This window comes from Chryseobacterium sp. W4I1 (genome assembly GCF_030816115.1).
In the GTDB taxonomy this organism is placed as follows: domain Bacteria; phylum Bacteroidota; class Bacteroidia; order Flavobacteriales; family Weeksellaceae; genus Chryseobacterium.
The window spans coordinates 1,581,104-1,594,426 of record NZ_JAUSXQ010000001.1 but is presented as its reverse complement, the minus strand read 5'-3'; the positions used below and the strand labels follow the sequence as shown (position 1 = coordinate 1,594,426).

The window sequence follows — 13,323 nt, the reverse complement described above, 5'->3', positions numbered from 1 at the left end:
GAACAGTTTTTGAAATATCTGCGTAGTTAAAGGAAAAATGCTTGGTAAGTTTAACCTTTAAAGCATTAGAATGTCTAAAGTTTATTAAAAAAGAAAATGAAAAATAGTATTTCAAAAATTATAGTCGGAAGTTTTGTAATAGGTGCAGTAGGATTTGCCGATGCTCAGAAAATTGATGCAAAAGCTAAAAAAATTCTGGATGATATTACAGCCAATTACAAGTCAAAAAAGAATTCTTACTTCAAGTTTTCTTTCGGAACAGGTTTAAACGGTCAGGTCAACAAAACCGAGCCTGGAATTTATTATTCTGCAGGAGAAAAGTATAAGCTTAAGATCATGGATACGGAACAAATCTTTGACGGGGCTAAAATTTACAACATCAATGCAGATGATATGGAAGTAACAATTGCAAAACCTAACGGAAGCAGCAGCATGTTCTCCCCTATCAATTATCTTTCAACCTATAGAAACGATTACAACGTAACTTATAACGGTAAGAAAAACGTTAATGGTGTAAATGCAGATTTCATTAAACTGACTCCTGTAAAATCTAACGGAATACAGTATGTTTACATTTTTGTAGATTCTGTGAAGAAACAAATGGTAAAACTGGAGCAGCACGGAAATAACAAAGATGTGGCAGTAATTGCTATCAAAGAATATAAGGAAAACCAGGAGCTGGATCCGAATATGTTTGTTTTTGATAAGAATAAGTTCAAAAATTATGTGATCACAGAGCTTTAAAAAGCGTAAAGGATATCTGCCAATTCTAAAACAGCAGTTCGCCCTTTTGACCGTTAAATAAAAAGTAATAAAAATTATACAAGCCACAAGTAAACTTTGTGGCTTTTTGATTAATTTTGGCGCATGTTAAAAATACTAGACCGATATATTATAAAAACCTTCTTTGGACCGTTTTTCTTTATATTCAGCGTTTTGTTTTTCATCTTTATTGTAAACATTATCTGGGTTCAGCTGGGGCAGTTCATGGGAAAAGGATTAAGCTACTGGCAGATCCTGAAACTTCTTTTTTACCTTGGGGTAAGTGTTGTCAGTTTAGTACTTCCACTTACCATCCTTCTGGCCAGCATTATGTCCTTTGGTGAATTTGGAGAACGATACGAGCTTGCAGCGATGAAAGCAGCAGGAATTTCTTTGACAAGAGTAATGGCTCCACTGCTGGGAGTTGCAACGGTATTGGCCATCATGCTCTTTTTCTTCTCCAACAATATTATTCCTGATTTTCAGAAGAAGGCCAAGAATATGCTTTTCAATATTGCTCAAACCAAACCTGCCTTAAATTTTACGCCAGGACAGTTCCTTGACCAGATTCCGGGATATATGGTGAAGTTTGATAAGATCTACGGTGAAAATGGTGAAATCATTGAAGGTGTTTTTATCCACCGAAAAGCCAGCACTTACGAAAATCAGCAGTCTATTATAGCTGAAAAGGGAAGATTTGTTCCTGCAGCCAATAAAAACTTTCTTAAGCTGGAGCTGTATAACGGTTATGTATTTGAAGATAACTTTGCAGGCAGAGGTGAAAATGTAAGACTGAAGCAACCGGATCAGGCCATCAAATTTGATACTCTTGTTTCCCATTTTGATATTGCGGAGCTTATCAATAAGGCTATTGAAAAAGAGCAGATCACGGATGACTACCGTTTCCAGACTTACGGACAGCTTAATGAAACGGTTGCTAAAACCAAAAAAGATAATGCCGCGTTCTTTTCAAGCATTAGCGCCGATGTCCTTAGCCAGTCCAATTCAGTAATCAGCTATATGGACAAAACCAAGTCTAAAGTGGCAGCAAAACAGCAGGTAAAGCTAGATACTTTAAAAGGAGAGAAAAAACTGGAAATCCTTTTTAATGCCTACAACAGACTGGACAACTTGAAGACTAGCGCTACCGGAAAGACTAATGAGTTCAGCTCCAATATAAAATATTTCAGCAAAGTGGTCATTTATCAGCAGAGAATTATCTCTTATTCTGTAACGTGTATTATTTTCTTCCTGATCGGTGCGAGTTTAGGTTCGATTATCAGAAAAGGGGGAATGGGACTTCCGGTCATCATTGCGATCGTCATTTTCATTGTTTTCTATGTAATGAATCTCGGTATCGAGAATGTATCATGGGGGGGAGGAATGAGCCCGTATTTAGCAGCATGGCTCCCCAATTTCATCCTTCTTCCTTTTGGAATATGGATGACCTATAAAGCGCTTACCGATTCACAGCTGTTCGATGCTGAAAAGTATAAAGCACTGTTCAAACCTATTACAAAGTTATTTGTTAAAACTAAGGAACATAAGAGATACCAATAGTTTTATTTAAAGATTTCAGAATTTAATCATTGAAATATAGGCCCGGAATTTCCGGGTCTTTTTCATTTAATGCTGTGGTATTTTTAAGATAGAGTTTAAAAATTATATTTACAACAAATTTTAAAAACGATAATAACATGAAGAAAACACTACTATTGAGTCTGTTTGCCCTTGCATATGTTAATGCCTATGCACAAGACGACAACACTGACTATGAATTGAGAACAGATGAAAAACATGGCTATATTATAGATAAAAGTGGGAAAAAGATCGAAGGGATCGTAAGGCTGAACGGAGATGCATGAACCCGTGGAGCAACCAGAAAAAAGTAAAATTTGTTGCTGTATCTGATATCGATAAGGTTAAAAAGAAACAGAAGTTCAAAACCCTTGATCCGGATGACATTAAGGAGTATGCTGCCTTTGACGAAAACAATGATGAAAGACATTTTGAAATGATCAAGTATACCAATACGAAAGAAGGTTCAATACGGCAACCGGAGGTTTGAGCGGTAATATCAAAGCATTTAACAACCTTACCAAAAATCAGAATGCTTTCAATGGAAGCCTCTTTTTTAGCTTTAATTTTTTGTAATTTTATAAGCCACCAAAAATTATGGTATGAAAACAGTATTCATTGCAGCAGCCTTTCTTCTTGTATTTTCATGTAAAAATGACAAGGTTAAAATGTCTCAGGCAACATTCTCAAAAGACACTTTTACTTCAAAAAAAGATTCCAGACAGCTGAAAAATGCAACGGATCCTATAGAAGAGATTAAAAATCAATACAACAGGCTTCAGGAACAACTGCAAGCAAAAAAGCTTACATCTGCGCACCTGACCTACGATTGTAATGAAGAGCCTTCGGAAGAAATTACTTTTTATACGGATAAGGGAGAAATTAAAGTGATAGAGCACTTTTATGCCGAACACAGTCATTTTTCAGCGTCTGAAAAATATTTCATTAAAAACAGACAGCCATTCTTCATCTTTAAAGAAGAAACGGTATGGAATTTTGATGGCGGAACTCCGGAAAAACCAATTACCAAAGATGATATCACAGAAACACGCATCTATTTACAAAATGGAAAAATACTGAAATGCCTTGAAAAGAAGTACAGCATAAGATCAGATAACAAAGCACAACCTTCTCCCGACACCATTCCCAGCAAAGAAACCCAATGCGATACTGATGAGCTGATGAAAACCTATCAGTCTTTGCTAAGAAACAAGGATAAAAAAGGAGAAATAAAATGCCTGTAAAAAAATCATCAGCTGTTTTTTCAAATTTTAATTTGTCAATCCAGGAACATAAGCCTCCGGCTATATTTATTTTAGTCTTAATTATTATAAAATGAAGAATATATTAATTTATCAGATAGACTCTTTCACCTCAGAAAAGTTCAAAGGAAATCCCGCCGGCGTGGTGCTAAATGCGGATGGACTGAGTGACGAAATCATGCAGCTGATAGCAAGGGAACTTAATAATTCAGAAACCGCTTTTATTTTTTCTCCTGCGGATAGCCAAAGTGATTATACGGTTCGTTATTTTACCCCATCTACAGAAGTTCCGTCATGTGGACACGCTACCATTGCTGCCATATATGCCAAGGCAATTGAAGACCATCTTGAATCCTGTGTTTTACGGATCAATACCAAAATTGGAATTCTTCCGATTGAAATTGAAAAAACAGATAATGATTATCTGATCACAATGACGCAGGGAACTTTCACCTTAAGTCCGGAATTTGATGATAACACAGCTCAAAAACTGATAGCTGCATTGAATCTGACCGCTTCTGATCTTGAAGAAAGCTGCCCGATACAAATTGCATCCACCGGCCATTCAAAAGTAATGATAGGCATTAAAAGTCGGAAAATACTGAATGAACTTCAGCCCGACATGAGCGCTCTCACCCGGTTAAGTCACGAAATTGGATGTAATGGATATTTTGTATTTACATTTGATTCCGACCATCAAGACGTGCTGACCTACGGGCGAATGTTTGCCCCTGCCATCGGAATTGCAGAAGATCCCGTAACCGGAAATGCAAACGGGCCTTTGGGCGGATATCTGGTTCAGAATATAGCTGGCCACCTACAAGGATGATTATTTTGAGTTTAACGGCAGGCAGGGTGAAAAGATTAACCGCCTGGGAACAGTAAATGTAAAAGTATTGGTGAATAATGGAAAGCCTGAACAGGTGAAAATTAAAGGCAGTGCAGTTGCTATTTTCAAAACCAACATGTTATTATAAAAAGCAAAAGCACCTATCCGGTGCTTTTTGTATAATTGATAGGTTATGAAATTACACTTTCATAATTTCAGCCTCTTTCGTTTTAAGATGCTCGTCGCAAAGCTTCACGTACTTGTCAGTAAAGCCTTGGATTTCTTCTTCCACGCCCTTTATAACATCTTCAGAAACTCCTTCCAGTTTTTTTAGTTCTTTCAAACCGTCCTGTCTTGCGTTTCTTATAGTTACTTTTGTTCCTTCAGCCTCTACTTTAGCCTGCTTTGCCAGTTCTCTTCTTCTTTCCTCAGTTAAAGGCGGAACGTTAAGAATAATATTTTCCCCGTTATTAGAAGGTGCAAAACCTAAATTTGAATTAATAATAGCTTTTTCAATAGCACCGATAGCCGTTCTGTCCCAAGGTTGGATAGAGATGGTCATCGCATCCGGTACAGAAACATTGGCAACCTGGTTAATAGGAGTTGGCGCACCGTAGTATTCTACCATTACATCCTGAACCATCGACGTAGAAGCACGTCCAGCTCTAATTCTTTGAAATGCATGATCCAAGTGCTTTATAGCGCCATCCATGTCCTGCTTTACAGATTCTAATATAAGATCTAATTCTTCCATTATATAGTTAAAATTTGATAAGTTACACATTATTATAAATGATGATTGATAAACGACTGGTAATGAGTAATAAACAATGGGTAATTTGTAAATTTATGAATCTTTAAATGATTCAGTATTTAAATCTCTCAATTACCTGTTCCCAACTATAAATCAACCAACGTACCTACATTTTCGCCATCCACAATCTTTTCTAAATTCCCATCCTTGTTCATATCGAATACAATAATCGGTAATTTATTTTCATGGCTTAAAGTAAAGGCCGTCATATCCATTACCTTAAGGTTCTTGGCATACACCTCGTCGAATGACAGTGAATTATATTTTACAGCATCAGCATTCTTTTCAGGATCGCTGTCATAGATTCCATCTACTCTGGTTCCTTTTAAAATCACATCAGCTCCGATTTCGATAGCTCTTAAAGTTGCTGCCGTATCCGTTGTAAAATAAGGGTTTCCTGTTCCTGCACCGAAGATCACTACTCTCCCTTTTTCAAGGTGTCTTACTGCTTTTCTTTTGATGAAAGGTTCAGCTACTTTATCCATTTCTATGGCAGACTGAAGTCTTGTTTTGATTCCTGCATCTTCAAGTGCTCCCTGAAGTGCCATTCCGTTGATCACTGTGGCCAGCATTCCCATATAATCACCCTGCACCCTGTCCATTCCCTTTGCAGCTCCCGCTACGCCACGGAAAATGTTTCCTCCTCCAATGACGATCGCAACTTCACAGCCTTTTTCCACTACAGTTTTGATCTCAGCAGCATATTCCTGCAGTCTTTCATTGTCTATACCATATTGTCTGTTCCCCATTAAGGCCTCGCCACTCAGTTTTAGAAGGATTCTTTTATATTTCATCTTTAATTTTTAATAAACTTTACTGGAGCTGTTTTCTCCGAAATTTGATTTTGCAAATATAATCATTAAAAATATTGAAAAAAGAAAAATATTTACGTAGAAATAATGTCAGAAATATTTTGATAAGTACGAAAAAGGATTATTTTTGCATTAATTATAAATTGAATTGAAGAAAATTGTCATTTTATCATTAATTCTGTCAGGAATTGTTTCTTATGCACAAACAGGAACAAATGTTTATCCTTTTTTAAACATCCCTGTATCTGCCCGACAGGCCGCCTTAGGTGGCGATGCAATTTCCATCAGAGACTATGATGTTTCCTTTGCTATTGCAAACCCTTCCCTCTTAAACAGAGATTCAGATAAACAGCTTTCAGTAAACGCTGCGGCTTATCTTGCCGACTCCAAATATGGTACAGTAGCTTATGCCAGAGATTTTGACAATGGACATATGGCCACAATCAATGCCAGATACATGAGTTACGGAAGTATTCCCAGAACAGATGAAAGCGGTTACGAGAACGGTGAATTCAAAGCATCAGATGTAGCTATCGGTGCAGGATACGCCTATCAGTTTGAAGAAGACTGGACCATTGGTGGGGGAATTAATTTTATTACTTCAAAAATTGACAACTATACTTCTTCTGCAATTTCAGGAACTGCAGGGATCACATACCATAATAAAAAGAACAAAGAAGCACTTTCTCTTGTATTGAGAAATTTCGGTTTCCAGTTGAAATCATTTAACGGAACCCGGGAAAATCTTCCTTTCAGAGTAGACCTGGGATATACAAGAATCCTTAAAGTCATTCCACTTGCTGTTACCATTACGGCTCACGACCTCCAGGAGCTTAATATTTCCTCCGATTATAACGTAAACGGACAGGAGGTAGGTTTTGGAAGAAAACTTGCAGACCACTTTTCTGTGGGTGCAGAACTCTTCCCGGAAAAAGGCTTTAATATACGACTGGGTTATAATGTTAAAAGAGGAAATGAACTTGCTGTAGCGGATCAAAGAAACTTTTCAGGGCTTTCCGGAGGATTCGGAATTAAACTGAGAAGATTCCGTATAGACTATGCTCATGTACGTTACCACAACTCTTCCAATGTGAACCAGATAGGAGTTTCTATGGATCTTAGCAGCCACGCAGGGGAATAATTTGCAACAAAAATCTGCAGAATAATAAAGAAATTTTTCTGAGTTTCCTTGATTTTCTAAAAAAAATCTTGAAATTTGCGTTATGAAAAAACCTGTAATAGCTATCGATGGGTACTCGTCTACCGGAAAAAGTTCAATCTCTAAGGTCATTGCCGATAAACTGGGTCTTATACATCTGGATACCGGTGCGCTTTACAGAGGAATTACATGGTTTGCATTACAGAACTGTATCGATAAAAATAATTCCATTGATCTTCAGGAACTGTTCTCTTCTTTAGACCAGATTGAACTTGAATTCAGAAATGACAACGGCGAGCTGGTTCTGTACCTTAATCACATTGATATTTCCAAACAGATCCGTACCAATGAAGTTTCAGACAATGTAAGTATTGTGGCCAAACAAAAAGAAGTAAGAGACTTTCTACTCCACTCCCAACGCTCGCTGGCAGAAAAAGGTGGCATTATTATGGACGGACGTGACATAGGGACAGTAGTTCTGCCAAATGCGGACTATAAATTCTTTCTTACTGCCAGTATTGACGAAAGAACCAACAGAAGATATTTTGAATTGGCAGGCCTTGGAATTCAGGCAGACAGAGAGCAGGTAAAACAAAACCTTATAGTTCGCGATAAGATAGACAGTGAAAGGGAAATAGCCCCTTTAAAGCAGGCTGAAGATGCCATAGTGATCGACAATACGACGCTTACAAAAGAAGAAACAATAGAACTTATTTTATCCTATATCAAAAAGTTTTAACAATTTTTAATAGAGCTACAGCCTCTTTTGGTATACAAATTGTACATTTTAACACGGTAAAAAAACTAATATTTATTAACTATTAAAAAAGCTTAAAAATGTCTAAAAACGGAAAAAATACAGCAGGTATATTGGCAGGACTTCTTGCAGGTGCTGCAGCAGGTGTAATCTTAGGAATGCTTTATGCACCCGAAGAAGGTAAAGAAACAAGAAAAAAAATCAAAGATAAAGCAGGAGATCTAAAAGATCAGGCTAAAAATAAGTATGGTGAAGTTTCTGAAAAAGTAAAAGATCAGTACAGCAACATATCTTCTACTTTCAAAGAAACCGCAAGCACTGTAGCTCATACTGTAAAAGACGGATATGATAAATATAAAGATCAGATTGTTTCCAAAACTGCAGATGTAGTAAAAGATGTAGAAGCGGAACTGAATGATCTTAAAAAATAAATAATTTATTTTTTAGGTAAATTATGGGAAGGAACTTTTTGCGCAAAAGTTCCTTTTTTTGTAACTTTAAAAAAAAACAATGATAGAGACTATAAAAGAATACGCCTCAAAGAGAATAGACCTTCTGAAAATAGAAGCCACCGAAAAGTCTTCTCTTTCTGCCGGGCTCATCACCTACTTTGTAGTGCTGCTAGTTGCTTTTACTTTTTTTATTATCCTTTTTAATTTTGGAATTGCATTTCTGATTGGCAAGGCTCTGAATAATACCTCTTATGGATTCCTGATCGTTGCCGGATTTTATGTAATCGTGATGGCGTTTATTGTTGCTTTTAAAAATAAGCTTGTCAATACGGTTGCAGACCAGGTTATTAAGTTTTTAAATCATAATCATTAAACTATGGGCAGAAATTACGAAAGCATCGAAGAATTAAGAAGAAAGAAAAAACTGCTTAAAAGTGAAATCAGTGATCTTGAGAATCTTCTTACCTTTAAAAATACAAAAGAAAGCCTCAGCGCATTTACCAATGGTCTTACAGATCAATACCTGCAGGAAAAAGTAGATGAAGATGGGGATGAAAAAGTCGTACTCCGGAAAGATGTCATTGCCCGACAGCTTACTTCCGAAGTTAAAGATATGTTCATCAATAAAAATACTGCAGTAGGTATTGCAAGTACAGCGTTAGGTGGTAATGTGACGGACAGCTTGATCAAACTGGGCATCACAGCGCTGGTAGGAAATTACGCTAAAAAGAACATGAAAAGCCCCAACTGGAAGAAAAAACTTCTTGGTGCCGCCATGATTTACCTAGCTCCTATTGCCTTGAAGTATGTCAGAAAAAAACTGGAGGTTTACCAGAAAAATAAAAGTGTTTCAAGCCTGGAACAGCTGATATAGAAAACCTATGAGACAGCAGATACTAGATATTAGATTTCAGATATATTAAAATTATCACCCTATTTAAATTCTGAAATCTAATATCTAGTATCTGAAATCTATTTACTAAATAATTGTCCCAAAATAATTCCCGCAGCCATAGAAACATTAAGACTTTCTGTAGACTGGGATTTTCCAAATCTTGGAATAGTTACACACTTCTGAAGAAGTTTTTCCGTTTCCGGCCTCATACCGTTTCCTTCATTCCCAAGGATCAGGTTCATCTTTTCCGGCCGTTCAAAAGTATAAATATTCTCTCCCTCCATATCCGTTCCTATATTTACATTTTCTGTTTTTGAAAGATAATTGGTAAGGTTTGTATAAACCATATTTACTCTCGTAAAAGATCCCATAGTAGCCTGGATCACTTTCGGATTATAAAAGTCTACGGTATCTTCGCTGCAGATAATCTGCTCTATTCCGAACCAGTCGGCCAAGCGAATGATTGTCCCCAGGTTTCCAGGATCCTGAATTCCATCCAGAACAAGCTGAACATCTTTATCCTTCATTTTTTCTTCCTCTGGCAGATAACATACCGCCACGGAATCTTTGGGTGTTTTCAGGAAGCTGATTTTTTTCAGCTCATTTTCAGTAATCTGGGTAACGGGAACATCTGTACGGTCCAATTTTTGCGGATCGGTAGAAAATATTTCTTTAACTTTAAAATTAGATTCAGAAAGTTCACAAATGATTTTATTACCTTCAACCAAAAACAAATTGTATTTTTGTCTGAACTTCTTTTTATCTAAAGACTGTAAAACTTTTATTGTATGAGCTGTAAGCATTATAAGAATTCTCCTCAAAAATATTATAAAATTATCTCATTTGCAACATTTGTTGGTTTACTTTATGCGTGTAGTACAACAAAAAAAGTTCCGGAGGGCGAATATCTGCTTACCAAAAACAACTTTAAGTTTGAAGATCAGAAGGAATCTTTTGATGATGAACTGAAAGATTACGTACAGCAGAAGCCCAATAAAAAGCAACTTCTATTCATGCCGCTGAGTTTAGGGTTTTATAATATGGCCAATCCTAAATACGATACTTTACTCAACGAATACATGACGTATCCAAGTGAAATGAGGGACCAAAAACTAAGAGATTCCCTGTTTCTTAAATATGATATGAAAAGCAGTGTAGGAAAATCTCTGTTTATGGACCGTTTGCTTCACAGCTGGGGAAGTCCTCCTGTAATCCTGGATCAGACAAGAAGTGAAAAAAGTGCACAATCTATTGAAAAAAGACTTACTTACAGAGGTTTTTGGGATGCTGATGTAAGCTTTAAACATGATATTGATTCTGCTTCTAAAAAAGCTACCGTAAATTATCTGATTAAACATAATGATCCTACCTATATTAAGGATTACTATTATAATATTACCGACCCTACGGTAAAAGGTCTCTATTGGCAAAAACTGGACAAGAGTCTTATCAGATCAGGGCAAAGACTGGATCAGACTGTTCTTGAAAAGGAAGTGACAAGAATTACTGATATGATGCGCGAAAACGGATATTACAGATTTAACAGTTCCAATGAAGAAATCTATTTCGTAGCAGATTCCCTGAAAAGTAAAAAACAGGTTCCTCTTACCCTGGAGATCCATAAAGATTCTGCAGATCATCCTTACAAAGTCGCTACTATAGGAAATATAGACGTTGCTATTGTGAATGAAGCGAGCGACTTTCCTAAAAATACAGTTAAGGACAGTTTAAGAAGAATAAGGTTCCATAAAATGGACAATAGCTATAAGACATCTTCCTTGTGGAGAGCTGTTATTGTAGACAGTAAAAAGGTTTATGAACAGAAAAATCTGGACCTTACAAAGAGAAATTTCATTGCCATGAATAACTTCAGTATTCTGAAAGCAAGAGATTCTCTGAGAAGAGGTGGTGGCACATCACCAAACGACAGTATTGTTGATGTTCTGTATATCTTAAAACCACTTCCAAAATATGAACTTAAGTTAGGAACAGATATCAATTACTCCCAGCTCCTGAATCTTGGGGTATCTCCTTCTGTGGATCTTACCACCAGAAATGTCTTCAAAGGGGCGGAAAACCTTTCCACCAGCATTTCAGGAACGTTCGGATCTATCAGAAGTACAAAGAATATTGATAAGAGAGAGATTGCTTACGAGATTTCGGCACAGGCATCCCTTAATTTTCCCAGATTGCTTTTACCATTCAATTATTATAAATTCCTGCCAAAAAGATATACACCAACTTCCTCTATCCTTTTGGGAGCTTCGGTACAGAATAATATCGGCTTGGGAAGAGTCAATTTTAATACAGGTTTAAATTACCAGGCGAATGTCAATGATCAGGTGTCTCACAGGCTTACCCTTTTCAATACACAGGTCAGTCTTACCAAAAACAAAGATGCTTATTATGATTATTTTGCCAATGATGAGCTCATCAGAAGAGATGTGTTTGCAAGTTACTTTGCCACTCAGCCAGAGCTTGGACAGCAGTTTAATTCCGGTCAGTTATCCATCGATTACATTTCAAAAAAAATTGTTGATGATCCCAATTATCAGGGGACACTTGATCAGAAAGGGCAAGATCTTCTGACAGCATTCAAGGGAACTCTAGTGAATAAAGACAGACAAACCCAGGATGTTATTATTTCTTCTATGATTTATAATTTTGTTTATAATGAGATTGGTAAAAAAGATTATCCCAATGCCTTCTATTTTAATGGAAAAGTAGAGCTTGCCGGTAATATTTTAAGCATATTCAATCAGAAAAGAGATGAAGGAGGAGTGGTAACAAGTCCACAGAGAACCATCTTTGGAATTCCTTACGCTCAATTTGTGAAATTTGATATTGACACCAGAAAATATTTTAAATTCAATGGAAATCAGACCTTGGTTTTACGTCAGTTCATTGGAGTTGGTATTCCTTATGGAAACTCTAAGAATATGCCTGTTATCAAGTCTTATTTCAATGGGGGATCCAATGATATCAGAGCTTGGGTAGCCTTCGGAGGACTAGGTCCCGCAGATTCTCAACTTGACGAAAGAGTTCGTACCTATATGACTGAAAATATAAAGCTAACGACCAACATAGAATATCGAATTCCGTTTAATGAAATGTATGAAGGAGCCATATTCACCGATATAGGAAATACCTGGAGTCTTAATAATTCTACTGAGAACAGCAGTTATGATGATGAATTTAAATTCAATAAATTCTTAGGACAAATGGGAATCGGAAGTGGATTCGGCTTAAGATTGAATATCGCTTACATTACTTTCAGGCTTGATCTTGCGTATAAAATTTATGATCCGAACAAAGCTGAAGGAGACCGTTGGAGATTCAAGAACTTCCAGCCCTTCAAACCTACCCTTAATATCGCTTTCGGATATCCTTTCTAATCCGGAGAAATTCCTAAAACAAAATACAGTACAGCAATCACCCGGGCGAGTATTTCTCTCGCCTGATTTCTGTAATAGCTTTCAGGCTTAGAAACATCCTGCGCATCAAAACCCAGGGCATTCATATTATTATTCCTTGCAAAAAACAAAGCACGGAGATTATGAAATCCTTGTGATACAATAATCACATCTTTCTTTTTGTAAATATCTTTGCAGCGAAGAATACTTTTATAGGTATTAAACCCCTTTGGATCTTCAAAGATAATATCTTCCGGAACGCCTTCCTGATTGACAAGATAATTCCTCATGGCTGCCGGTTCGTTATAACCTTTGCTTTTTTCTCCGCTTACAATAATCTTTTTGATCCTTCCATGATGATAAAGAAGTGCTGCTGCATCCATTCTTTTCGTGAAATAAGGGTTGGACTGTCCGGATCTCATTTTGGGGGAAGTTCCAAGAACAAGCGCAATTTCCCGGGGTGGTATTTTAGATATTTTGGTGTAGGTACGTCCTCCGGTAAGGGCAAAAACCCAAGCATTACAGAGACATATCAACAGAATTCCAATTTCTATTGATACAAAAGTCAAGTTAAATATGTTCCTAATAAT

General features: G+C 36.8%; 16 protein-coding genes. 12 read left to right on the top strand and 4 right to left on the bottom strand.

Annotated features, from left to right (window positions below):
• The first annotated feature begins 96 nt into the window (after positions 1-96).
• The 6 genes from QF044_RS07360 (at position 97) to QF044_RS07335 (ending at position 4,431) form a co-directional block, all read left to right on the top strand.
• On the top strand, positions 97-744 hold the full coding sequence (locus QF044_RS07360; RefSeq protein WP_307265566.1) for an outer membrane lipoprotein carrier protein LolA: 648 nt from the start codon (positions 97-99) through the stop codon (positions 742-744).
• A 123-nt stretch (positions 745-867) separates the two neighbouring features.
• The gene (locus QF044_RS07355; protein WP_307265564.1) at positions 868-2,322 is read left to right on the top strand and encodes an LptF/LptG family permease; all 1,455 of its coding nucleotides are present in this window, start codon (positions 868-870) and stop codon (positions 2,320-2,322) included.
• A gap of 137 nt (positions 2,323-2,459) precedes the next feature.
• Complete coding sequence (locus tag QF044_RS07350) at positions 2,460-2,627, top strand: hypothetical protein (RefSeq protein ID WP_307265562.1); 168 nt, start codon at positions 2,460-2,462, stop codon at positions 2,625-2,627.
• On the top strand, positions 2,624-2,830 hold the full coding sequence (locus QF044_RS07345; protein WP_307265559.1) for a hypothetical protein: 207 nt from the start codon (positions 2,624-2,626) through the stop codon (positions 2,828-2,830). Before QF044_RS07350 ends, QF044_RS07345 begins: the two co-directional genes overlap by 4 nt.
• Before the next feature lie 112 nt (positions 2,831-2,942).
• A complete protein-coding gene (locus QF044_RS07340; protein ID WP_307265557.1) occupies positions 2,943-3,584 on the top strand; it encodes a hypothetical protein in 642 nt (213 codons plus the stop codon).
• A 91-nt stretch (positions 3,585-3,675) separates the two neighbouring features.
• Complete coding sequence (locus QF044_RS07335; protein ID WP_307265554.1) at positions 3,676-4,431, top strand: PhzF family phenazine biosynthesis isomerase; 756 nt, start codon at positions 3,676-3,678, stop codon at positions 4,429-4,431.
• A gap of 199 nt (positions 4,432-4,630) precedes the next feature.
• Here the strand turns inward: QF044_RS07335 and frr are convergent, their stop codons facing one another.
• Both frr and pyrH read right to left on the bottom strand, forming a co-directional pair.
• On the bottom strand, positions 4,631-5,185 hold the full coding sequence (gene frr / locus QF044_RS07330; protein ID WP_307265551.1) for a ribosome recycling factor: 555 nt from the start codon (positions 5,183-5,185) through the stop codon (positions 4,631-4,633).
• 146 nt (positions 5,186-5,331) lie between these two features.
• Positions 5,332-6,039, bottom strand: a complete 708-nt coding sequence (gene pyrH / locus QF044_RS07325; protein WP_307265548.1) for a UMP kinase — start codon at positions 6,037-6,039, stop codon at positions 5,332-5,334.
• A 166-nt stretch (positions 6,040-6,205) separates the two neighbouring features.
• Here pyrH and porQ point away from each other — a divergent pair, with 166 nt between their 5' ends.
• The 5 genes from porQ to QF044_RS07300 all read left to right on the top strand — a co-directional run bounded on the left by porQ (position 6,206) and on the right by QF044_RS07300 (position 9,299).
• Positions 6,206-7,198 (top strand): type IX secretion system protein PorQ, encoded by a 993-nt coding sequence (gene porQ / locus QF044_RS07320; RefSeq protein ID WP_307265545.1) that lies wholly within the window; start codon positions 6,206-6,208, stop codon positions 7,196-7,198.
• A gap of 82 nt (positions 7,199-7,280) precedes the next feature.
• A complete protein-coding gene (gene cmk / locus QF044_RS07315) occupies positions 7,281-7,955 on the top strand; it encodes a (d)CMP kinase (protein WP_307265543.1) in 675 nt (224 codons plus the stop codon).
• A gap of 98 nt (positions 7,956-8,053) precedes the next feature.
• The gene (locus QF044_RS07310) at positions 8,054-8,404 is read left to right on the top strand and encodes a YtxH domain-containing protein (RefSeq protein WP_307265540.1); all 351 of its coding nucleotides are present in this window, start codon (positions 8,054-8,056) and stop codon (positions 8,402-8,404) included.
• A 79-nt stretch (positions 8,405-8,483) separates the two neighbouring features.
• A complete protein-coding gene (locus QF044_RS07305) occupies positions 8,484-8,798 on the top strand; it encodes a phage holin family protein (protein ID WP_307265537.1) in 315 nt (104 codons plus the stop codon).
• Between the two features lie 3 nt (positions 8,799-8,801).
• Positions 8,802-9,299, top strand: coding sequence for a phosphoribosyl-ATP pyrophosphatase (locus QF044_RS07300; RefSeq protein WP_307265534.1), 498 nt, complete (start codon positions 8,802-8,804; stop codon positions 9,297-9,299).
• 98 nt (positions 9,300-9,397) lie between these two features.
• Here QF044_RS07300 and QF044_RS07295 read toward each other — a convergent pair whose 3' ends face one another.
• Complete coding sequence (locus tag QF044_RS07295; protein WP_307265532.1) at positions 9,398-10,123, bottom strand: RNA methyltransferase; 726 nt, start codon at positions 10,121-10,123, stop codon at positions 9,398-9,400.
• Here QF044_RS07295 and QF044_RS07290 point away from each other — a divergent pair.
• Positions 10,109-12,715, top strand: a complete 2,607-nt coding sequence (locus QF044_RS07290; protein WP_307265529.1) for a BamA/TamA family outer membrane protein — start codon at positions 10,109-10,111, stop codon at positions 12,713-12,715. The two genes, QF044_RS07295 and QF044_RS07290, sit on opposite strands and share 15 nt — an antisense overlap.
• Here the strand turns inward: QF044_RS07290 and QF044_RS07285 are convergent.
• Complete coding sequence (locus QF044_RS07285) at positions 12,712-13,302, bottom strand: vancomycin high temperature exclusion protein (protein WP_373462607.1); 591 nt, start codon at positions 13,300-13,302, stop codon at positions 12,712-12,714. The two genes, QF044_RS07290 and QF044_RS07285, sit on opposite strands and share 4 nt — an antisense overlap.
• Positions 13,303-13,323: the final 21 nt, after the last annotated feature.